Raw genomic sequence first — 22,442 nt, 5'->3', positions numbered from 1 at the left:
CTGCTGCGGCCCTTTTGCTTATGGGAAAAGGCGCTAGCCGCCCAGCGCCGGCAAGGTGTTGAACAGCAGCACCATCAAGAGGCCCACAAACGAGACGATGGACTGCACCACGGTGATCGTGCGCGTTGCCTCCCCCATGGTCATGCCAAAGGATTCCTTGACCATCCAGAAACCGGCATGGTTGGCATAGTTGAAGAACAGCGAGCCGCAGCCAATCGACAGCGCCAGCAAAGGCAGGTTCAGGCTGGGGTCGGCAGCGGCGAGCGGCGCGAGCAAACCGGCCGCACCCACGATGCCCACGGTGGCCGAGCCGGTCGAGACCGACAGCAGCATCGCAATGAGCCAGCCCAGCACCAGCGGCGGAAATGCAAACTGGTGCGTCAGGTGCACGATGGCGTCGCCCACCTTGGCGCTAGTCAGCACCTGCTGGAAAGCGCCGCCGCCAGCAATGATCATGATGATGCCGGCAATCGGCTTGAGGCTGGCGCCCAGGGTGTCACGCAGCTTTTCGGCATCGCCGCCGCGCAGGTAGACCAGGGTGAAGGCGGCAAACAGCACGCCCAGCAGCATTGCAATCAGCGGGTTGCCCAGAAAGCTGGCCACCTGCAGCAGGGCCGAGCCCTTGGGCAAGGCCATCTCGGCCAGCGCATGGGCGAGCATCAGCAGCGCAGGCAGCAGGGCAGACAGCACGCCCATCGCGATGCCCGGCTGGTCCTTGCCGCTGTCGGGCTTCGCTTCGGTGAACTGGTCGAGCAGCGCCTGCTCAGGCCGGGTAGTCATGCGCGGGGTGATGAAGGCGCCGTACAGCGGCCCGCCCAGCACCATCGCGGGCAAGGCGGCCAAAAAGCCGTAGAGCATCGTCGGGCCGACCGTGGTCTTCAAGGTGGCAATCGCGGTCAGCGGGCCAGGATGGGGCGGCACCATGCCGTGCATCGAGGCGAGTGCCGCAATCACCGGCACGCCCACATAGACATAGGCCGAGCCCTTGAAGTTTTCGCGGCTCTCGAGCTTGCGCGCCACGCTGAAGATCAGCGGCAGCATCACCACCAGGCCCACCTCGAAGAACATCGGGATGCCGATGATGAAGGCTACCAGGGTCATCGCCCAGGGGATCATGCGGTCCGAGGTGTGGCGCAGAATGGCGCTGGCCAGGCGCTCGGTGGTGCCCGAGTCGGCCAGGATCTTGCCGAGCATCGCGCCCAAGGCAATCACCACGCCGACCGCGCCCAGGGTCTTGCCCGCGCCGTTGGTGATGTTCTTGGCAATGTCGCCCGGCGCCATGCCGGTGGCAAAGCCCACACCGATACAGACGATCAGCAAGGCCAGCAAGGGGTGCATGCGGATGCGCGAAACAATCAGCGCCACCAGCACCAGCACGCTCACCAAGGCGGTCAGCAGCAATTGGATATCGAAATTTGACATGCGAGAAGATGTGGATTTGTGACACGCATCCCCAGCCACCCACCGCAAAGAGGGGCTAGGGCATGCCCCAACCCTCCCATCCTACGCCGATCAGCCACCCCAGGCTGTAGTCGGATTTCGGCGGGCGGGGGCCCTGCCCCGCCCCCTGCCACCCGCCATCAAGGCGCGGTAGAGGCGCCGGATTCAAACCAGCGCTTGACCAGATCGCGCTCGTCGGCACTCAACCCCTCGGGGTTGCCAAAGGGCATCTTGCGCAGCACCACCACCTGCTGGTAGATCTGCTGGGTGTGCTGGGCCACCTCGCCGGGGCTGTCGAGCTTCACATTCTTTTGCGCCAGGCCCGTGGAGCTGTGGCACAGCACGCAGTGCTGGGCAAACACCTTGGCCACCTCGCCATAGGGCACGGCGCCAGCTGCGGGCTGGCTCGCAGGGGCCGATGCGGGCGCAGCGGCTGCTGCGGGCTTGGGGCCGGGCCGCAGCCAGGCGATCACGCCCAGAATCACCAGCACACCGATCAGTGCATAGGGCCAGGGGTGCTTGTTGCGGCCGAGCTTGTGGCCATGGCGCAGCACAAAGAACTGGCGAATGGCCGCGCCGGCAAACATCATGCCGATGAGCACCAGCCAGTTGTACTTCTGGTTGTAGAGCCAGCCGTAGTGGTTGGACAGCATCGCAAACAGCACCGGTAACGTGAAATAGGTGTTGTGCACACTGCGCTGCTTGCCGCGTTTGCCGTAGATGGGGTCGACCGGGTCGCCATTCTTGAGCGCCCGCACCACGGTGCGCTGGCCCGGGATGATCCAGAAGAACACGTTCGCGCTCATCGAGGTGGCCAGCATCGCGCCCATCAGCAAGAAGGCTGCCTGGCCCGGGAAGATATGGCAGGCGAGATACGCGGCAATGCAGACCAGCGCCAGCACCATGGCGCCCACAATCGCATCGCCATGCTTTTTGAAACCAAACACGCGGCAGATGCCGTCATAGAGCAGCCAGAACACCGCCAGAAAGCTCAGCGCCGTGAACACCGCCAGCGGCGCGCTCATCGCATTGGGGTCGGCCGGGTTGACCAGGTAGATATTGGCGTTCCAGAGGTAGGACACCGTCAGGAGCGCAAAGCCCGACAGCCAGGTGGTGTAGCTCTCCCAGTAGAACCAGTGCAGGTGGTCGGGCAGCTTGGGCGGCGAGACATTGAACTTGACAGGGTGGTAGAAGCCGCCGCCATGCACGGCCCAGAGCTCGCCGCTGACGCCCTGCTTTTTCAGGTCTTCGTCTTCGGGCGGGGTCAGGCTGCTGTCGAGAAACACAAAATAGAACGACGAACCGACCCAGGCAATGGCTGTGATCACATGCAGCCAGCGCAACAACAGGTTCGCCCAATCGAGGATATAGCCTTCCATTGCTCTCATCCTTGGCAGCGTGGGGTCTGCCAGTGCGAGGGAGGGGTGATGCCCGCTCTCCTCATCAAGCAGCCAGCGTGGAGGCACCGGCCACTTGTTGAACCTGCTCACCACGGCGGGCGATCTGAGCAGCAGACAGGCCGCAATCCACAGCCATCATCGGGATGACCGGGGCACCGCTGCGACCTTTTGTAGACTCAAAGTGTATGCAATTTCTGCCACCCAAAGGTCGGCAAAAAGCTGCACACCCCCTAGATAAAACCCTGATGCAACGCAGCAAACCCGCTGCAGGTGGCCTCTACACCGCATGCATGGCTCCTGCCCGGGGGGCAAGCCACATCAGGCATGCTGCGTTCGCTGCAGATGCTGCAAAAGCTGCGCGGCCACCGCAATGGCAATCACCTCCGGCGCCTTGCCCTGGATGCCCGGCAGCCCGATCGGGCAGGTGATGCGGGCAAACTCCGCATCGGCAAAACCCCGCTCGGCCAGCCGGTGCGCAAAGCTGGCACGCTTGGTAGCACTGCCAATGAGCCCGATCAGGTCCAGATCGCCGCTGTTGCGCTGGCGCTGCAGGCAGGCCTGGGTGATCTGCAGGTCCTGCTGGTGGTCGTGGGTGAGGATGAACAAACTGCTGCCCGGCGCCAGGTCAGCCACCGCGCGCTCGATGGGGTCGGAATACTCGGTCTGCACGTTGGCAGGCAACGCGTCCGGAAACAGCGCCTCGCGGCTGTCCACCCAGGTGATGCGCATAGGCAGGTTGCTCAGCACCTGCACCAGCGCTGCGCCCACGTGGCCCGCGCCAAACACCGCCACGGGGCTGCACTCGGGCGCCAGCTGCTGCGCCAGCGGTTCGCGGTCAGCCTGTCCAATCCGCTGAAAACGCAGATGCACCACGCCGCCGCAGCATTGGCCCAGGCGCGGGCCCAGCGCAAAGCGCTCGCTCTGCGGGGCGCCGCTGCTGGCCAGCAGATTGCGGGCCTTGTTGGCGGCCTGCCACTCCAGGTGGCCACCGCCAATCGTGCCCAGTTGGTCCTGCGCAAACACGGCCATCCAGGCGCCGGCATCGCGCGGAGCCGACCCCTGGGTCGACGCCACCTGTACCAGACAGGCCTCCTGCGTCGCCAGGCGCGCCAATAATTGCTGCAGAACGGGCATGCCTTGTTCCATGATGAAGATCGGCCTGCCATACTGCAGGTCCGCTATAGACGGATTTGTACCATGAGCGATCGACCCTCCACCTCCCTGCTGTCACGACTTTGGCATACGCTTTTTCGTATACCGCACCCGTCGCGAACACCTGCACAGGCAAGGGGCAGCGCCAAGCCGCCCCATGCCGCCGAGCAGGAGGACGACCAGGACAGTTATCTCTCGGTGCTGACCCAGTTGCCCGGCGCGCGCATGCCCCAATGGTCCCCGCAAGCCGATGGGCAGGACTCCGTCCTCAACCCGGTCGCCGACGAGGCCTACCGCAAGCAGTGTGCCCAGCACCTGTATGAACGCTACGCCGATCGCATCTACCCTGGCATGCTGCCGCCCATGCTCTATGCCATTGGCGTGCTGGAGCTCTTGCTCGACGAAGACGGCAATATCCAGGACATGAACTGGATGCGCGAGCCCGCGCAGGCCCAGGAGGTGCCGCCACTGATCGAGGCGCTGGTGCAGGCCGCTGCGCCCTTTCCCGCCCCCCAGCACTTGCGCCACGGCGAGGTCATGGTCTCCTACACCGAGACCTGGCTCTGGGATGCCTCAGGCAAGTTCCAGCTGCATACCTTGAGCGAAGGCCAGCAATAAAGGCTGGCATAGGACAGGTGCGACAAGCGCAAAAAAAACCGGCCTGCTGGCCGGTTTCTGCTTTGCAGGCGCTGTAGGCGCTGCTTTATTCCTTGATCTTGGTGATCTTGGCGCCTTGCAGCGACACGCCCGCTTCCAGGCCGGCATTGTTCAGCACAAAGCTGGTCACCGGGGCCTGGGCCGAGGTGGTGTCGATGCTGCCATTGGCGCCTACGCGGCCTGCGGCCACGGTGGCATCTGCACCCACCGACCAGCCATTGCTGTCGCGGAACTTCGCCAGCGCTTCAGGCGTGTTGAACACATAGATGACGGCCTTGGACTGGCCACCGGCCTGCCAGCCGATCGACGCACCCGTGGTGCTGTAGTAGCTGTCGCTGCGGCTGCCCACGCGCAGCACGCCGCGGCCGTGCTCCACGCCCACCACAAAGCTGCCGCCAATCACTGATGGGAACACCAGCACGCCCTTGGAGCGTGCGACCAGGTCCTTGGAGCCAGGAGCGGTCTGGTACAGGCGCTCGAGCGCGGCGTTGGCGCGGGCGTCTACCGACGTCTCATCGGCACGAGGCGCATTGCTGGTTTCAGGCTTGGTGACCGTGCAGGCCGCCATCGACAGAGCACCGGCAACCACTGCAGCGGCGACACCCAGGGTGCGCATGGAAAAACGTTGCATACCTACTCCTATGAAATTTGCTGTTATATCGATCAGGTTGGCACCGCTGTGAATCCTGCGGTGCGCCTAGGAGCAAATAGTAGCCATCCCCGATGACGCTGGAAGGCCGCAGCCGCAACTTGCGGCTTCGGCCTACAGTTTTGGCGATGCGCGTTTGAGACAGGTCAAGGGCAGCCGCCTACCCCAATGCCCCACCCGCCCTCGCCCCGCCTCAAGACCCCCGGTACGTCGAATAGCTCCAGGGGCTGACCAGCAGCGGCACGTGGTAGTGCTGGTCCGCATGGGCCACGCCAAAGTCCAGGTTCACCTGGTTCAAAAAGTTGGGGCTGGGCAGCTCCACGCCTTTGGCGGCAAAGTAGGCCGCCACTTCAAAGCTCAGGCGGTAGGTGCCGGGGCGCAGCGTCGCATTGTCAAACAACGGGGTCTGGGTGCGGCCGTCGTGGTTCAGGGTTTCGCGGCGGATGAGGCGCGCTTCGCCGCCATCGGTGGCGTACAGCGCAATGTCCATGCCCGCAGCGGGGCAGCCGTGCATCGTATCGAGAACGTGGGTGCTCAGGCCCATAGGTAAATCTCCTGATGATTCTGGGTAAGATCGGACTGGTGATGTGCACTAAAAGTGTATACACTTTTTGTCATTCGGCCTACTATCCTGACATGGAATCCACCTCAACGTCCACCATTGCCCAAGCCCTGACCCGTGCCATCGTCGAGCACCGGTTGCTGCCGGGCACCAAGCTGGCCGAGCAAAAACTCGCCGACCACTTTGGCGTATCGCGCACCTTGGTGCGCCAGGCGCTGTTCCAGCTGTCGCAAAACCACCTGGTCACGCTGGAGCCGGCACGCGGCGCCTTTGTGTCCACCCCGTCCGTCACCGAAGCGCGCCAGGTCTTTGCCGTGCGCAAGATGCTCGAAGCGCAGATGACCCGCAGCTTTGTGAAGACCGTCACGCCCAAGCAGATCAAGGTCTTGCGCGAGCATGTGCGCCAGGAAGCCGCCGCCGTGCACCGCGCCGATGTCACCGAGCGCACCGAACTCCTGGGCGACTTCCACGTGCGCATGGCCGAGCTGATGGGCAACGATGTGCTGGCCCAGCTGCTGGGCGATCTGATCTCTCGCTGCGCGCTGATCACCCTGATGTACCAGTCGGCCAGCGCCGCCGCCCACTCCCATGAGGAGCACGAAGAGATTGTGCAGGCCCTCGCCCGCAAGGATGCCGAAGGCGCCGTGCAGCTGATGATCGCGCACCTGGAGCATGTGGAGCAAGGCCTGCAGTTCGAACGCGAGATTCCCAGCAACGATTTATCCATGGCTCTGTCCTCGATCACGCTATGACCTACGACGCTACCACCCCCTACCCCCGCGACCTGATCGGCTACGGCCGCGATCTGCCCCATGCCCAGTGGCCCCAGGGCGCACGCATTGCCGTGCAGTTTGTGCTGAACTACGAGGAAGGCGGCGAAAACCATGTGCTGCACGGCGACCCGGGCAGCGAGCAGTTCCTCTCGGAGATGTTCAACCCGGCCTCTTACCCGGACCGCCACATGAGCATGGATGGCATCTATGAATACGGCTCGCGCGCCGGCGTCTGGCGCCTGCTGCGCGAGTTTGAAAAGCGCGGCCTGCCGCTGACGGTGTTTGGCGTGGCCACGGCCTTGCAGCGACACCGCGAACTGGCCCAGGCGTTTTCCGATCTGGGCCATGAAGTGGCCTGCCACGGCCTCAAATGGGTGCATTACCAAAATACGCCCGAAGAGGTCGAGCGCGCCCATATGCAGCAGGCGATGGACATCTTCCACAGCCTCTACGGCAGCCGCAGCACCCACGGCCTGGGCTGGTACACCGGCCGCGATAGCCCCAACACCCACCGCCTGGTGGCCGATTTTGGCGGCTTTGCCTATGACAGCGACTACTACGGCGACGACCTGCCCTTCTGGATGAAGGTCGGCAAGAGCGATGGCAGCGCCGCGCACCAGCTGATCGTTCCCTACACCCTGGACTGCAACGACATGCGCTTTGCGCTGCCCCAGGGCTACTCGCACGCCGATGCCTTCTTCCAGTACCTCAAGGACAGCTTTGATGTGCTGTACGCCGAAGGTGACCCTGCTGGCGAGAACCGCCCCAAGATGATGAGCATCGGCATGCACTGCCGCCTGCTGGGCCGCCCGGGCCGCATCACCGCGCTGCAGCGCTTTCTGGACCACATCCAGCAGCACCAGAACGTCTGGGTCTGCCGCCGCATCGACATTGCCCGCCACTGGGCCGAGCACTTTCCCGCCCCCACGCTTTGAAAGATGACACAGCGCCGCGCCCGAGCGAAAAGAAGCGCTAGTACTCCATCCATTCGATAGGAAACACATGGCCCTGACCCTGGAACAACTCAACCAAGCCACGCCCGATGCGGCGCTGGCCATGCTCGATGGGCTGTACGAGCACTCGCCCTGGATTGCCCAAGCCGCGCTGGCCCAGCGGCCCTTTGCCTCGCTCGCCCAGCTCAAGCACGCGATGGTGCGCGTGCTGGCGCAGGCGCCGATCGATGCGCAGCTGGCCCTGATCCGCGCCCACCCGGAGCTGGCGGGCAAGGCCATGGTGGCCAACACCTTGACGGCAGAGTCCACGCTGGAGCAAAACCGCGCGGGCCTGACGCAATGCACGCCCGAGGAGTTCGCGCAGATCCAGCAGCTCAATGCGGACTACAACGCCCGCTTTGGTTTTCCGTTCATCCTGGCGGTGCGCGGGCCACGGGGCCTGGGCCTCGCTAAGCAGGAGATCATCGCCACCTTTGCGCGGCGCCTGAACCACCACCCCGATTTCGAACGCAACGAGGCGCTGCGCAACATCCACCGCATTGCCGAGATCCGCCTGAACGACAAATTCGGCTACGAGCCGGTGCTGGGCAATGATGTCTGGGACTGGCAGGAGCGCCTGGCCCAGCACAGCGACGAGGGCTTTGCCGAAAAAGGCCAGCTCACCGTCACCTACCTGACCGATGCCCACCGCGCCTGCGCCCAGCGCATCAGCCACTGGATGCGCGACAGCGGTTTTGACGAGGTCGAGATCGATGCGGTCGGCAACGTCGTGGGCCGCTACCGCCCCGCGCAGGAAGGCGGCAAGTACCTGCTCACCGGCAGCCATTACGACACCGTGCGCAACGGCGGCAAGTACGACGGGCGCCTGGGCATCTTTGTGCCGATGGCCTGCGTGCGCGAGCTGCACCGCGCCGGCAAGCGCCTGCCCTTTGGCATCGAAGTGGTGGCCTTTGCGGAGGAAGAAGGCCAGCGCTACAAGGCCACCTTCCTGGGCTCAGGCGCATTGATCGGCCACTTCAACCCGCAGTGGCTGGACCAGGCCGATGCCGCCGGCATCACGATGCGCGAAGCCATGCAGCATGCCGGCCTGTGCATTGACGACATCCCCAAGATCCAGCGCGATGCATCCAATTACCTGGGCTTTATCGAGGTGCACATTGAGCAGGGCCCGGTGCTGACCGAGCTGGATATTCCGCTGGGCATCGTCACCTCGATCAACGGCAGCTCGCGCTATGTCTGCGAAATGGTGGGCATGGCCAGCCATGCCGGCACCACGCCGATGGACCGCCGCCGCGATGCCGCCTGTGGCGTGGCCGAGCTGATGCTGTATGCCGAGCAGCGCGCCGCGCAGGATGGCGATTCGGTCGCCACCGTCGGCATGCTCGAAGTGCCCAGCGGCTCGATCAACGTTGTGCCCGGCCAGTGCAAGTTCAGCATCGACATGCGCGCGCCCACCGATCCGCAGCGCGACGCGCTGGTGCGCGATGTGATGGGCCAACTGGAGGCGATTGCGCACAAGCGCGGCCTGCGCTACCGCGCCGAGCAAACCATGCAGGCCGCAGCGGCCCCCAGCGCACCGGCCTGGCAGCAGCGCTGGGAGAAAGCCGTGGCCGCCCAGGGCGTGCCGCTGTTTCGCATGCCCAGCGGCGCTGGCCATGATGCGATGAAGCTGCACGAGATCATGCCCCAGGCCATGCTCTTTGTGCGCGGCATCAACAGCGGCATCAGCCACAACCCGCTGGAGTCCTCGACCGCCGATGACATGCAGCTGGCGATCGACAGCTTCAGCCACGTCCTTCAACAACTAGAAAACGAAACCGTATGACCACGAACAACGCCACCTACGCCGCCCTGGACCATTGGATTGACCAGCACTTTGATGAGCAGGTGCAGTTCTTCCAGAAGCTGGTGCAAGTGCCTACCGACACGCCGCCGGGCGACAACACGCCCCACGCCGAGCGCACCGCCGAGCTGCTGCAGGCCATGGGCTACACCGCTGAAAAGCATGTCGTGCCCCAGGCCGATGTCGAGGCCTATGGCATGACCTCGATCACCAATCTGATCGTGCGCCGCCCCTTTGGCTCGGCCGGCTCGGGCCGCACCATTGCGCTCAACGCCCATGGCGATGTGGTGCCACCCGGTGAGGGCTGGAGCCATGACCCCTATGGCGCCCGCATTGTCGACGGCAAGCTCTACGGCCGCGCCGCTGCCGTGAGCAAGTGCGATTTCTCCACCTTCACCTACGCGCTGCGCGCACTGGAGGCCGTGGCCAAGCCCAGCCAGGGCGCGGTGGAGCTGCACTTTACCTATGACGAAGAGTTTGGCGGCCTGCTGGGCCCCGGCTGGTTGCTCGAAAAAGGCCTGACCAAGCCCGACCTGATGGTCGCTGCCGGCTTCAGCTACGAAGTGGTCGTCGCCCACAATGGCTGCCTGCAGATGGAGATCACCGTGCACGGCAAGATGGCCCACGCCGCCGTGCCCCACACCGGCGTGGATGCGCTGCAGGCCACCGTCGCGATCATGAACGACCTGTATGCGGAAAACACCGCCTACCAAAAGGTCAGCTCCCAGGTCGCCGGCATCAAGCACCCCTACCTGAACATTGGCCGCATTGAAGGGGGCACCAACACCAATGTGATCCCCGGCAAGGTGCTGCTCAAGATCGACCGCCGCATGATCCCCGAAGAAAACCCGGTCGAGGTCGAAGCCCATATCCGCCAGGTCATTGCCCAGGCGGTGGAGCGCTTCAACAGCGACCGCGGCTACCAGGGCGACGACGCCGTGCGCATCGACATCAAGCGCCTGCTGCTGGCCAATGCGATGACGCCGCTGGCGGGCAACCAGCCGCTGGTCGATGCCATCCAGACCCATGGCGAAGCCGTGTTTGGCGAGAAGCCCCCGGCTGTGGGCACCCCCCTCTACACCGATGTGCGCCTGTATGTGGAGCGCGGCATTCCCGGCGTGATCTACGGCGCCGGCCCCCGCACCGTGCTGGAGAGCCATGCCAAGCGCGCCGACGAGCGCCTGGACCTGCAAGACCTGCGCCGCGCCACCAAGGTCATCGCCCGCTCGCTGGTCGATCTGTTGGCCTGATCCAACGCGGCGCCCGGCTGCGCCGCCTCAGCGGTTTTTACATCCACCGCCCCCAGGCCCCGCGCCTGGGGGCGGTTTTGCATGTGGCGGCAGGCATTTTTGTGAACGAGCCACGCGCATCCAACCGGCCACTCCCCATCGCATGGTGGCGGCTTGAGGGTAATCAGGGGGGTGCGCCATCAGCGCATGTGTATACACTTTTTGTATGGATTTTTAAGACATAACACTGGCTTTTCTGGTCAGAAATTCCCCGCATGAGGAGTGATAAAGATGCAGTCTGACAAACACCCCGTCGACCAAGTGCTGCCCCTGGGGCGCCTCACCACCTTGGGCTTGCAGCATGTGCTGGTCATGTACGCGGGGGCCGTGGCGGTGCCGCTGATAGTAGGGCGCGCACTCAACCTCGACTCGCACCAGATAGCGAAGCTGATCTCTGCTGATCTCTTCGTCTGCGGCCTGGTCACCTTGATCCAGGCCTGGGGAGCAACCCGCTGGTTTGGCATCAAGCTGCCGGTGATGATGGGCGTGACCTTTGCCAGCGTGGCGCCGATGATCTCGATGGCGCAGACCACAGGAGGCGTCTATGGCGCGGGCCTCATCTTTGGCTCGGTCATCGGCGCGGGGGTCATATCGATCCTGATCTCACCGCTGGTCAGCCGCATGCTGCGGTTCTTCCCGCCGGTCGTCACCGGCACCATCATCACGGTGATCGGCATCAGCCTGATGCGCGTGGGCATCAACTGGATCTTTGGCAACCCGGTCGGCCCCACGGCGCCTTCCGTGCCCAACCCCGAGCATGTCAAATGGCTGCAAAGTGCCCAGATGGCCGCCGGTGCGCCGGGCTCGGCGCTGCCGCCCATCCCGCAGGGCCTGGCCATCCTGCCGTCCGTGCCCAACCCCCGCTATGCCGACCTGAGCGGCGTGGGCATCTCCGCGCTGGTGCTCGTCTCCATCCTGCTGATCACCAAGTTTGCCAAGGGCTTCATGACCAATATTGCGGTGCTGGCCGGCATTGTCATCGGCGCCATCGTGGCCTCGGCCATGGGCCTGATGACCTATGAAAAAGTCGCGCATGCCGAGTGGTTTGACTTTGTCATGCCGTTCGAGATCGCGATGCCGGTGTTCGACCCCATCCTGATCCTGACGATGACCCTGGTGATGGTCGTCGTGATGATCGAATCGGTGGGTATGTTCCTGGCGCTGGGTGACATGACCAACAAGGAAGTGACCCCCGCCGACCTGACCCGGGGCCTGCGCACCGATGGCCTGGGCACCTTGCTGGGCGGCATCTTCAACACCTTCCCCTACACCAGCTTCTCGCAAAACGTGGGCCTGGTGGCAGTCACCGGCATCCAGAGCCGCTTTGTCTGCGTGGCCGGCGGCTTTATCCTGATCATTTTGGGCGTGTTGCCCAAGCTGGGCGCGCTGGTCGAATCGCTGCCCACGATGGTGCTGGGCGGCGCCGGTCTGGTCATGTTCGGCATGGTGGCCGCCACCGGCATCCGCATCCTGTCGAATGTGGATTTTCGCCATAACCGCTACAACGCCATGGTCGTTGCTGTGTCCATTGGCGTGGGCATGATTCCGCTGATTGCACCGCAGTTCCGCCAATGGATGCCCCATGCCATCCACCCGCTGATCGAATCGGGCATCCTGCTCGCCTCCATCTGTGCCGTCGCCTTGAACCTGTTTTTCAACGGCGCCAAACTCGACCAGGCCCAGATCATCAAGGCTGCGCAGCAAGCAGATGCCCACTGACAAGATTGCTGCGGTGCAGCATCGAAACTTAGGCCCACTGCCCCCTAGGGGTGGGCCTGCGCCTTTATCATCCGCTTGGTACACACTGGATTGACTCACTCTTATGGCACAACAACTGTCCGCCGCCGAACAGGCACTGCGCGAAGCCGCACTCGAATACCACCGCAGCCCCAGCAAGGGCAAGATCTCCGTCACCCCGACCAAGCCGCTGTCCAACCAGCGTGACCTGTCGCTGGCCTATTCGCCAGGCGTGGCCTACCCCTGCCTGGACATCGAAGCCGATCCCAGCCTGGCGGCTGACTACACCTCGCGCGGCAACCTGGTGGGCGTGATCACCAACGGCACCGCCGTGCTGGGTCTGGGCGATATCGGCCCGCTGGCCAGCAAGCCGGTGATGGAAGGCAAGGGCTGCCTGTTCAAGAAGTTTGCTGGCGTCGATGTGTTTGACATCGAGCTGGCCGAACGCGATCCGGACAAGCTGATCGACATCATCGCCAGCCTCGAGCCCACACTGGGTGGCATCAACCTCGAAGACATCAAGGCACCCGAGTGCTTCTACATCGAGCAAGAGCTGTCCAAGCGCATGAACATTCCGGTGTTCCATGACGACCAGCACGGCACGGCCATCATCTCCAGCGCCGCGCTGCTCAACGGCCTGGAGCTGGTCGACAAGCAGATCGGCAACGTCAAGATCGCCGTCTCTGGCGCCGGTGCTGCTGCCATTGCCTGCGTCGATGTGATGGTGGGCCTGGGCGTCAAGCGCGAGAACATCTTCATGGTGGACTCCAAGGGCGTGATCTATGACGGCCGCCCCGGTGGCCTGGACGCGTCCAAGGCGCGCTACGCGCAAAAGACCGAGGCCCGCACCTTGGCCGACGTGGTCAACGGCGCTGACGTGTTCCTGGGTTGCTCGGCTCCCGGCGTGCTGACCGCCGACATGGTCAAGACCATGGCCGACAAGCCCATCATCCTGGCACTGGCCAACCCCGAGCCAGAAATCCGCCCCGAGCTGGCCAAGGCCGTTCGCCCCGATTGCATCATCGCCACCGGCCGTTCGGACTACCCGAACCAGGTCAACAACGTGCTGTGCTTCCCCTACATCTTCCGTGGCGCGCTCGATTGCGGCGCCAGCAAGATCACCGAAGCGATGAAGCTGGCCTGCGTGCGCGAAATTGCCGCGCTGGCCAAGCAGGACGTGAGCGACGAAGTGGCCGCCGCCTACCAGGGCAAGGAGCTCAAGTTCGGCCCCGACTACCTGATCCCCACCCCGTTCGACACGCGCCTAATCCTGCGCATTGCGCCCGCCGTGGCCAAGGCTGCGCAAGAGTCCGGCGTGGCAGCACGCCCGATCGAGGACATCGAAGCCTACCGTGAGAACCTCACCCGCTTCGTCTACCAGACCAGCATGTTCATGCGCCCGGTCTTTGCAGCAGCCAAAGCCAATGTGCAACGCGTGGCCTACGCCGAAGGCGAAGACGAGCGCGTGCTGCGCGCCGTGCAAGTGGCGGTGGACGACGGCCTAGCCAAGCCCATCCTGATCGGCCGCCCTGCGGTCATCGAAGCGCGCATTGCCAAGGCCGGCCTGCGCCTGCAACTGGGCAAGGATGTGGACATCGTCAACCCCGAAGACGACCCGCGCTTCCGGCAGTACTGGGAGGCCTACCACGCGCTGATGGGCCGCAATGGCGTCACGCCTGAGGTGGCCAAGTCTGCCGTGCGCCGCTCCAACACCGTGATCGCCGCACTGATGGTGCACCTGGGCGATGCCGACGCGATGCTCTGCGGCGTGATGGGCCGCTTTGACCGTCACCTGGGCCATATCGAAGACGTGCTCGGCCACAAGACCGACGCCAACCGCCTGGCCACCGTGAATGCGCTGATGCTGGAAGGCCGCACCTTGTTTATCGCGGACACCTACATCAACGAAGATCCGACCGCCGAAGAGCTGGCCCAGATCGCCAAGCTTGCCGCGCAAGAGGTGCAGCGCTTTGGCCTGCCCCCGAAGGTGGCCTTCCTCTCGCACAGCAACTACGGCTCGTCCACCCGCAAGTCGGCGCTCAAGATGCGCGCTGCCCGCGACCTGTTCGCCGCTGCCAACCCCGACATCGAATGCGATGGCGAAATGCATGGCGACGCCGCGCTGGACGAACACGTGCGCGAGCGCACCTTGATCGAGTCGAGCCTGACCGGTGAGGCCAATGTGCTGATCTGCCCGAACCTGGATGCCGCAAACATCCTGTTCAATGTGCTCAAGACCACCGCCTCGCATGGCACCACCATCGGCCCGATCCTGCTGGGCAGCGAGGCCCCCGCCCATGTGCTGACCCCATCGTCCACCGTGCGCCGCGTGGTCAACATGACGGCCCTGGTCGCCGCCCAAGCCCAAGCGCGCAAGGAAGGCAAGTAAGCGCTGGCGCGGCACCCGCCGCGCCTTTGCTTGCGCTGCACAGCCCATAAAAAGATAGCCCCAGGCACCGCGCCTGGGGCTTTTTTACGTCTGCACCTCAGCCCAGGCGCCTCTCAGCCCGGCCCCGTCACCAGCCGGTCGAACAGCTGCGCATCGCCCATCTGCCCCCCTTTGAGCATCAGCTCCAGCCCATCGATGCGCGCATCATCGCTGCGTGCCACGCTCATGGTCACTCCGGGCGCTAGGGTGCTGTGGAAGGCCAGCCCCCACAGCCCCAACGCCTGCGTCGCCAGGCTGGAGGTATCGCCGCCCGCAATGCCCAAGCGCTTGAGGGGCTGGCCCTGTGCCGCCATCAGGCGCAAGGTCTCTGCCAGCAATTGCGCGCTGCGCTGTGCCACCGCTGCCGTGGTCGCGGCGTCTAGGGTCTGATCGGGTCGGCTGGTGTGCGCCAGCATAGGGCGCCCCTCGTGCAGACCCTGGGCCAGCTGGGCCGCGCAAGCGCTTAGATAGCCCTCCTCGGCCAACAGCCGGCCCACATCCACCTCCCGCTTGTCAAACTGCTGGCTGGCCGCGATCTGCTGGCTGGAGACCGGCGACAAGCTGCCCACCAGCACCAGCACCGGGCCCTGCGCGGGCGCCAGCGGTTCAGCCGCTGGCACTTCCCCCAACAACCCCAGTTGGCGCCAGCCTGCGATCAGGCACTGCTCCACGCCGCTGGGCCCCACGGCCAGCAACGGCGCTTGCTGCGCACGCGCCCACAGCAGCGCGCCAATCTGCGGCAGCTGGGCTTCGTGCACCAGGTCGATCAGCAAGGCATCTGGCACAGGGCTTGCTCCTTCCTGAGCCTGCATCCAGCGGAGAAGCACGTCGGTATCGGCGCCCGCCAGCTCCAGCTGCCGGGTGCTCAGCAGCCGAATATCGGCCAGCCGCTGCTTGGCCAGATGCAGGCGAAGATCGGCCTCGTCCATGGGGGTGACGGGGTGCTGCCGCATGGTGGGGTGGCGGTCAATACGGTGAACCGCCCCCCCTGGCCCGGCCTGCGCAAACAGGTTGCCAAAGGCGCAAAAGCGCCCGATATTGGGCTGGCCGCCAACGATCACCGCTGGCGATGCGACTGCCACCTTGCGCAATGCCGTCACAGCCGCGCCAATGCTGCCCACATGCGGGGCGCTGTCAAAGGTGGAGCAGCATTTGTAGTGCAGCAGCGGCGCGCCGCTGGCGGCCATGAACTGCGCCACCGGCGCCAGCACCTCGGCCATCGCAGCGGGGGCCAGGCTGCGGGCCGCACCGGCGATGCCAATGGCCTGCAAGGGCCCAGCCTGGGCCCGTTGCGCCTCGGTCGGAACCTCCAGAAAAAGCAGAGACCGCAGGCCCGCCTGCGCCACCGTGGCCAGGGTGTCGGTCGCACCGGTAAAGTCATCGCCATACCAGACGACAGCGGGCTTGCCGCGCAGCAAGGTGTCCAGCATGTGGCCTATCCACGCTTGCCAAAAAACTGCAGTGCCCGCGCCAGCTCCGGCGCATGCCAGGCATAGTCGTCCAGGCTGCTGCCTTCACGCACGGCAGCCCAGGCCTGGCGAATGCTCACCACGCCAGCGGCGGGGCCATCGGGGTGCGCCAGAATGCCGCCGCCCGACATGAACAGCAGGTCATCGCTTTGCAACGCCGCCCAGGTGGCAGGCACCGTACCCGCCCACTGGCCCGATGAGAAGGCGGGCAGCACGCAGTCATCCTGCGCGGCCGACAGGCGCCGCTGGCAGTCTTGCGCCGATTCCACCACCTCAGCATCAGGCTGCGCAAACTTGCCTTGCAAGCCATGCACATGCACATGGTCCACACCAGCCAGGCGCCACAGGGTCTGGTAGGCCTGGTAGCCCATGCCCAGCATCGGGTCGCGTGACAGCGCGCCATAGCCATTGCGATGCGCATGCAGCGCCAAGGGCGTGTGGCGCCGCAGGCTCTGGATGCCCGACAGCCCGCACCAGTTGATGCTGGCCATCACGCAGCTGCCGCCCTCCTGCTGCACCAGGTCGGCATGGCGCAGCATGGCGCTGGTCTCATCGGTGATGTTGAAGGCCACCATCACCCATTTGCCGGTGCGCTCCCGGTGCTCGCGGATCACGCGCATCACGGCAGGAATGCGCTCCTCAAGCGGCGCATGCGCCGGGTTGGCCGATACCTCATCGTCCTTGATAAAGTCCACACCCGCGTCGCACAGCTGCCGCACCAGGTCGGCCGTCTGCTGGGCCGATAGCCCCACATTGGGCTTGATGATGGTGCCCACCATGGCGCCTGCGCTGGCCCCAATACTGCGCCGCGTGCCGGCCACGCCCATCGTCGGCAGATCGAACTGGTCGCGGTAGTCCGGCGGCAGGTCCAGGCGCTCCAGCCGCAGGCCCGATACCTCTCCCAGGTCATACAGATTGCCGCTGACGGTAGCGGCCAAGGTGGGCAGATTGGCGCCCACATTGGCGATGGGGAAGGCAATGCGCACACGCGCACGCTGCCAGTTGGCGCCTGCGCCATAGCCTTGGCGCTCCAGCCAGGCATTGGGCAGGCTGGGCCGCTCCACCGTGCCCAGCGGCTGCACCTGCAGCACCTGGGCACGTGCGCGCGCGCGCAGGTCATCGGTCTCGCCGGCCACGCGGGTGAAGGTGCCGCAGGACTGCTCACCGGCCATCACCTCGGCCACGGCCTCGGGCGCCAGCGGCGTCTCAATCAGGTAGCTGGCTTCAAAATGGGTAGATTTCATCGCATTTCCAGGCCCAGGGCGGGCCGGCCATCACAGGGTGTTGAGGTCAGGGAAAGGGCGCACGGGGTTCTGACCATCCCAGTCCTGCGAGGCCGCACGGATCAGATCAAACATCTTTCCCTTGGGGCCCATCACTTCGGACAGCTCGATCACCGTGCCCGGGTGGTACTCGGTGTCAAAGTAGATAAAGCGGCCGTTCTTGCCCACCTCGCCACTCATCTGCGGCTTGAAGCCCTGCGCCAGCAAGCGCTGCAGATCGGCGTCGTAATCGGTGGTCCAGTACGCCACATGCTGCAGGCCCGTGCGGCCCGCGCGCAGAAAATCGCGGTACATCGACGGCACATCGTTGCGCACCTGGATCAGCTCCACCTGCACAAAGCCCGAGTTGGCCAGCGCCACCGAGTTGTGCGGCTGGTAGCGCTCGCCTGCGTACTGGTAGTTCTCGATCGGCACCTGCGGGTTGTAGAACCAGGGGCCCACGCCCAAGGTCTCGCTCCAGTACTGCATCGCGGCCTCGATGTCGTCGACCACATAGCCCAGCTGGCGGATTTCTCCCAAAAAGCGGCTCATAGCTTGTCTTTCGTTTGTTGTTAAGTTGGTTGTTGCGTTGGTGGCATGGGCGCTGCCTCACGTGGGTGCACGCGATGCAGACCAAGGCCGGGAAGCTGGCCGGGTGGCCTTGGGGCCGCAGTCCGCTTATAAAAATCCGGTAGAAATCCAGGGAATGGCCGCGACAAAAAGCAGCCCGACAAACAGCGCCAGCATGTAGCCGCCGATGGGCCGAATGCCCTCGTTGGGGTTGACCTTGCTGATCGCGCAGGCGCCGTAGTAGCCCACGCCAAAGGGCGGCGCAAACAAGCCAATGCCCATCGCGAAGATCACGACCATTGCGTAATGCACCTCGTGCACGCCCACCTCCTTGGCGATGGGGAAGAGCAGCGGGCCAAACAGCACGATGGCGGGGATGCCTTCGAGCACACTGCCCAGCACGATGAAGCAGACGATGGAGATCGCGAGGAACCCCCAGCTGCCGCCCGGCATGCTGGTCATCGCCTTGGCCAGGTCCGACGAGAAGCCCGACTGCGTCAGCCCCCAGGCCATGCCAGTGGCGCAGCCGACAATCAGCATGATCGCGCCCGACAGCGAAGCGGTCTCGACCAGCATGGGCTTGAGGCGCCGCCAGTCAAAGCAGCGGTAGATGAACAGGCCCACCAGCACCGAATAGACCACGCCGATGGTGGAGACCTCGGTCGCCGTCGCAATGCCCTCCACGACCGCGGCGCGGATCACAAAGGGCAAGGCCAGCGCCGGCAGCGCGATCACCAGCAAGCGGCCAATCTGCTTGCCGCTAAAGCGCTCCACACCGCCCAGATCCTCTTTGCGGTAACGCCACCACACGACGCAGCACAGCGCAGCGCCCAGCACCACGGCGGGCAGCATGCCGCCGGTAAACAGCGCGGCAATCGATATGCCGGTGACCGAGCCAATCGTGATCAGCACGATGGACGGCGGGATGGTCTCCGTCTGCGCGCCGGTGGCCGACAGCAGCGCGACCAGATCGCCCTCCTTGGCGCCGCGCTTTTTCATCTCGGGGAAGAGCACCGGCGCAATCGCCGCCATGTCGGCCACCTTCGATCCCGAGATGCCCGATACCAGGTACATCGCGCCAATCAGCACATAGGACAGCCCACCGCGCACGCGGCCCAGCAAGCTGGCCAGAAACTGGATCATAGCCTTGGCCATGCCGGTCATCTCTATGAGCGAGCCCAGAAAAATGAACATCGGCACCGCCAGCATGATCAGGTGCGACATGCCCTCATCCAGGCGCCCCACCATCACCACCAGCGGTGTGCGGGTGGTCAGCGCCAGGTAGCCAAAGGTGGCCAGCGCAAACGAGAACGCAATCGGCACACCGGCAAACACCGTGCCCGCCACCACCAGCACAAAAAAGATCACCAGGTTGAACTTGCCCAGGCTCTTGAACAGCGGCTGGCACAGCCAGAACAGCAGCACCAGCGCAGCCACCATGGCCACCGCCGCCAGCGCCTTTTGCCAGGTCGTCTGCGTGAGCAGGCGCAGCAGGGCCACCACGGCCATCAGGCCCATGCCCACCGGCAGCGCTGCGGCGCGCCAGGCATTGCTCAGCTCCATCGCCGGGGTGGTGATAAAGGCCTCCTCCTCCGCGTACTCGTAGGCGGGGCCCAGCACCATCAGCAAAAAGGCCAGCGATGCGGCCAGCGCAAAGGCCTCCAGCGCCGCGCGCAGGCCTGGCCGCACATTGTTGATAAAGGCCGTCATGCGCATGTGCTCGCCCCGGCGCAGCGCCACCACGGCGCCCAGCATGGACAGCCACAGAAACATCAGCGAAGCCAGCTCATCGGACCAGACCAGCGGCTGGTGGAACACATAGCGTGCCACCACGCCGGCAAACAGCACGATGATTTCGGCCAGCACCAAGGCAGCGGCCGCTGTCTCGACGATGGCGCCCAGGCCACGGTCAACGCCACGCGCGAGCGAGGCCAAGGCGTTGTCGGGCGGCGCAGCAGAGTGCCCCGCCAGCGCGGGGGTTGCAGGGTGGGACATGGCAATGCTCTTTCAGGGCGTGAATCAGAGCAGCGCTCAAGCGAGCTTGCCAACGGCGCCTTCGAGCAGGCTCCACACGTCCTTGCCAAAGCGGCCTTGCCAATCCTTGTAAAAGCCCGAGCTGCGCAGCGCCGCGCGAAAGCTCTCCGCATCGGGCTGGTTGAACTGCAGGCCCTTGCTGGCCAGATCGGCCTGCACCGAGGCATTGAGCTGGCTGATATCCGCACGCTGCGCCATGCCGGCATCGTTGATCGCCGTGGCCACGATCTTCTTTAGCTCCGCCGGCAGGCTCTCCCACATGCGACCATTGGCAATGAACCAGTAGCCGTCCCAGATATGGTTGGTCAGCGAGCAGAACTTCTGCACCTCGTAGAGCTTGGCCACCTGGATGATGGGCAGCGGGTTCTCCTGCGCATCCACAATGCGCGTCTGCAGCGACGAGTACACCTCGGAGAACTGCAGGCTGGCCGGCGCCGCGCCCAGGCCCTTGAACATCGCAATCGGCATCGGGCTCACCGGCACGCGGATCTTGAGGCCATCCATGTCCTTGGCGCTTTGCACCGCGCCCTTGCTGCTGGTGGTCTGGCGGAAACCGTTGTCCCACATCTTCTCGAACGCATAGAGCTTGCGCTTGGCAATCTCGGCCCGCACCATCGCGCCCAGCGGGCCATCCATCGCCTTCCAGACCTGGTCGTAGTTGGTAAACGCAAAGCCCACCGCGTTGATGGCCGCTGCCGGCACCAGGGTCGCAATCACCAGCGCCGACGGCGTGAAGAAATCGATACCGCCCGAGCGCACCTGCGCCAGCATGTCGGTATCACCGCCCAGCTGGTTGTTGGGGTAGATGGCCATTTCCACACGGCCATTGGTTTCCTTGCGGATGTGGTCGGCCGCCTCTTGCGCGCGGACGTTGAGCGGGTGGCTGAGCGGCAGGTTGTTGCCGTATTTGAGCGAGAACTCGGCCGCACGGGCGATCAATGGAAAGCCCGAGACCACGCCTGCGGCAGGCAGGGCGGTCAGTCCCTTGATGAGGGAACGGCGGCTGAGTTCGGTCATGCTTGTCTCCTAATATTTGATTTGAATTGATGTAATGGCACAGATCTCATACTGGAAGATATGCAAACGACTTGCTATAGTCAAACGCACAAAATGATTGAATCTGATGTTTTCTGATGCCTAGCCACCCAGCAATGCCCCCGCAGCGTCTCACGCTCAAAACCGTGGCCGCCCTGGCGGGCGTCTCCACCGCGACCGCCGACCGGGTGCTGAACCAGCGCCCCGGCGTGCGCCCCATCACCGTGCAGAAGGTGCGCCAGGCCGCGCAGGCCCTGGGCTACCTGCCCGATGCCCTGGCCGATGCCGCGCCCCAATCCGCGCCCTGGAAGCTGGCCTTTGTATTGCCCCAGGGACAGAACCCCTACCTGCGTATGCTGGGCGACACCATTGGCTTTTCAGAAAGCCACCAGGCGCCGTTCAATGTGAAATGCCAGGTGGAATATGTCGAGAGCTTCAACCCCGAAGCGCTGGCCGCCACCTTGCTGCGCCTGGGCAAGCGCGTGCAGGGCATCGCCTTCATGGCCATCGAGCACCCGGCCGTGCGCGAAGCGGTGCAGCAACTCGCCGACCGGGGTGTGCCGACCTTGACCGTCATCTCGGACCTGGACAACAGCGCCCGTATCGCCTATGTGGGGCTGGACAACCGGGCCGCCGGCCGCACCGCCGCCTACCTGCTGGCCCGCTTTATCGGCAGCCAGCGCCGCGATGCGCAAATCGCACTGATCGCAGGATCGCGCAGCTACCTGGCGCATGAGGAGCGCGAGGGCGGTTTTCTGCAACTGCATGCCGAGCAGTTCCCCGACATGCAGATCCTGGGCCTGCGCGAGAGCTATGACGACTCCTCCCGCAACTACCAGCAAACCAAGGAGCTGCTGCAACGCCACCCGCATATCGCCGGCATCTACAACATCGGTGGTTCATCCGATGGCGTAGGCCGCGCATTGCAGGAAGCCGGCCGCGAGCACCAGGTCGTCCTCATCGGCCACGGCCTCACCCCCGACACCCGCGCCCTGCTGATCAACGGCACCATGGACGCCGTCATCACCCAAAGCCACCTGGGCATCATCATGAGCTGCATCCGCATGTTCAGCAATCTGCGCGACCAGCTCGACACGATGACGGCGGTGGACATTGTGCGGAGTCAGGTCATTTTTCGGGAGAATTTGCCTTGAGGGGCGGGGTCCCCCATTGCAGTACACGCGCCAAG

General features: G+C 64.6%; 18 protein-coding genes. 8 read left to right on the top strand and 10 right to left on the bottom strand.

Annotation, left to right across the window (positions count from 1 at the left end):
• Nucleotides 1-33 precede the first annotated feature (33 nt).
• The 3 genes from ACPEE1_RS07520 to xdhC form a co-directional block, all read right to left on the bottom strand.
• Nucleotides 34-1,422 (bottom strand): GntP family permease, encoded by a 1,389-nt coding sequence (locus ACPEE1_RS07520; protein ID WP_116925814.1) that lies wholly within the window; start codon nucleotides 1,420-1,422, stop codon nucleotides 34-36.
• A gap of 158 nt (nucleotides 1,423-1,580) precedes the next feature.
• On the bottom strand, nucleotides 1,581-2,819 hold the full coding sequence (locus tag ACPEE1_RS07515) for a urate hydroxylase PuuD (protein ID WP_423935796.1): 1,239 nt from the start codon (nucleotides 2,817-2,819) through the stop codon (nucleotides 1,581-1,583).
• Between the two features lie 339 nt (nucleotides 2,820-3,158).
• Complete coding sequence (gene xdhC, locus ACPEE1_RS07510) at nucleotides 3,159-3,974, bottom strand: xanthine dehydrogenase accessory protein XdhC (protein ID WP_423935794.1); 816 nt, start codon at nucleotides 3,972-3,974, stop codon at nucleotides 3,159-3,161.
• A gap of 63 nt (nucleotides 3,975-4,037) precedes the next feature.
• Between xdhC and ACPEE1_RS07505 the strand changes: the two genes are divergently transcribed.
• Nucleotides 4,038-4,610: a hypothetical protein gene (locus ACPEE1_RS07505; protein ID WP_423935792.1), complete on the top strand. Its 573-nt coding sequence runs from the start codon at nucleotides 4,038-4,040 to the stop codon at nucleotides 4,608-4,610.
• Between the two features lie 85 nt (nucleotides 4,611-4,695).
• Here ACPEE1_RS07505 and ACPEE1_RS07500 read toward each other — a convergent pair whose 3' ends face one another.
• Together ACPEE1_RS07500 and uraH are read right to left on the bottom strand one after the other, a co-directional pair.
• Complete coding sequence (locus ACPEE1_RS07500; RefSeq protein ID WP_116925812.1) at nucleotides 4,696-5,280, bottom strand: BPSL1445 family SYLF domain-containing lipoprotein; 585 nt, start codon at nucleotides 5,278-5,280, stop codon at nucleotides 4,696-4,698.
• Between the two features lie 211 nt (nucleotides 5,281-5,491).
• Nucleotides 5,492-5,842 carry a hydroxyisourate hydrolase gene (uraH, locus tag ACPEE1_RS07495; RefSeq protein WP_021027040.1) on the bottom strand — a complete coding sequence of 117 codons (351 nt, stop codon included), beginning with the start codon at nucleotides 5,840-5,842 and terminating at the stop codon, nucleotides 5,492-5,494.
• Nucleotides 5,843-5,934: 92 nt separating this feature from the next.
• Between uraH and ACPEE1_RS07490 the strand changes: the two genes are divergently transcribed.
• The 6 genes from ACPEE1_RS07490 to ACPEE1_RS07465 all read left to right on the top strand — a co-directional run bounded on the left by ACPEE1_RS07490 (nucleotide 5,935) and on the right by ACPEE1_RS07465 (nucleotide 14,844).
• On the top strand, nucleotides 5,935-6,612 hold the full coding sequence (locus ACPEE1_RS07490; RefSeq protein WP_182342983.1) for a GntR family transcriptional regulator: 678 nt from the start codon (nucleotides 5,935-5,937) through the stop codon (nucleotides 6,610-6,612).
• A complete protein-coding gene (gene puuE / locus ACPEE1_RS07485; RefSeq protein ID WP_423935789.1) occupies nucleotides 6,609-7,568 on the top strand; it encodes an allantoinase PuuE in 960 nt (319 codons plus the stop codon). Before ACPEE1_RS07490 ends, puuE begins: the two co-directional genes overlap by 4 nt.
• 67 nt (nucleotides 7,569-7,635) lie before the next feature.
• Nucleotides 7,636-9,411 carry a 2-oxo-4-hydroxy-4-carboxy-5-ureidoimidazoline decarboxylase gene (gene uraD / locus ACPEE1_RS07480; RefSeq protein WP_423935787.1) on the top strand — a complete coding sequence of 592 codons (1,776 nt, stop codon included), beginning with the start codon at nucleotides 7,636-7,638 and terminating at the stop codon, nucleotides 9,409-9,411.
• On the top strand, nucleotides 9,408-10,679 hold the full coding sequence (locus ACPEE1_RS07475; RefSeq protein WP_423935785.1) for a M20/M25/M40 family metallo-hydrolase: 1,272 nt from the start codon (nucleotides 9,408-9,410) through the stop codon (nucleotides 10,677-10,679). Before uraD ends, ACPEE1_RS07475 begins: the two co-directional genes overlap by 4 nt.
• A 270-nt stretch (nucleotides 10,680-10,949) precedes the next feature.
• Complete coding sequence (locus ACPEE1_RS07470) at nucleotides 10,950-12,437, top strand: nucleobase:cation symporter-2 family protein (RefSeq protein WP_260720062.1); 1,488 nt, start codon at nucleotides 10,950-10,952, stop codon at nucleotides 12,435-12,437.
• Between the two features lie 103 nt (nucleotides 12,438-12,540).
• Nucleotides 12,541-14,844 carry an NADP-dependent malic enzyme gene (locus tag ACPEE1_RS07465; protein WP_260720064.1) on the top strand — a complete coding sequence of 768 codons (2,304 nt, stop codon included), beginning with the start codon at nucleotides 12,541-12,543 and terminating at the stop codon, nucleotides 14,842-14,844.
• Between the two features lie 113 nt (nucleotides 14,845-14,957).
• Here ACPEE1_RS07465 and ACPEE1_RS07460 read toward each other — a convergent pair whose 3' ends face one another.
• The 5 genes from ACPEE1_RS07460 to ACPEE1_RS07440 form a co-directional block, all read right to left on the bottom strand.
• Nucleotides 14,958-16,313, bottom strand: coding sequence for a four-carbon acid sugar kinase family protein (locus ACPEE1_RS07460; RefSeq protein WP_423935783.1), 1,356 nt, complete (start codon nucleotides 16,311-16,313; stop codon nucleotides 14,958-14,960).
• Nucleotides 16,314-16,318: 5 nt separating this feature from the next.
• Entirely contained in the window at nucleotides 16,319-17,596 is a 1,278-nt protein-coding gene (locus tag ACPEE1_RS07455; RefSeq protein ID WP_116925804.1) for a ribulose-bisphosphate carboxylase large subunit family protein, read from the bottom strand.
• A 30-nt stretch (nucleotides 17,597-17,626) separates the two neighbouring features.
• On the bottom strand, nucleotides 17,627-18,166 hold the full coding sequence (locus tag ACPEE1_RS07450; protein ID WP_182342991.1) for a VOC family protein: 540 nt from the start codon (nucleotides 18,164-18,166) through the stop codon (nucleotides 17,627-17,629).
• Nucleotides 18,167-18,292: 126 nt separating this feature from the next.
• Complete coding sequence (locus ACPEE1_RS07445; protein WP_116925803.1) at nucleotides 18,293-20,179, bottom strand: TRAP transporter large permease subunit; 1,887 nt, start codon at nucleotides 20,177-20,179, stop codon at nucleotides 18,293-18,295.
• Nucleotides 20,180-20,215: 36 nt separating this feature from the next.
• Nucleotides 20,216-21,235, bottom strand: coding sequence for a TRAP transporter substrate-binding protein (locus ACPEE1_RS07440; protein WP_423935780.1), 1,020 nt, complete (start codon nucleotides 21,233-21,235; stop codon nucleotides 20,216-20,218).
• A 134-nt stretch (nucleotides 21,236-21,369) separates the two neighbouring features.
• Between ACPEE1_RS07440 and ACPEE1_RS07435 the strand changes: the two genes are divergently transcribed.
• Complete coding sequence (locus ACPEE1_RS07435) at nucleotides 21,370-22,407, top strand: LacI family DNA-binding transcriptional regulator (protein WP_232539409.1); 1,038 nt, start codon at nucleotides 21,370-21,372, stop codon at nucleotides 22,405-22,407.
• Nucleotides 22,408-22,442 lie beyond the last annotated feature (35 nt).

Source organism: Comamonas sp. 23, assembly GCF_049601575.1.
Lineage (GTDB): Bacteria > Pseudomonadota > Gammaproteobacteria > Burkholderiales > Burkholderiaceae_C > Comamonas > Comamonas squillarum.
Note: the sequence above shows the minus strand (reverse complement) of the source record. Positions and strands in the feature narration are given on the sequence as shown.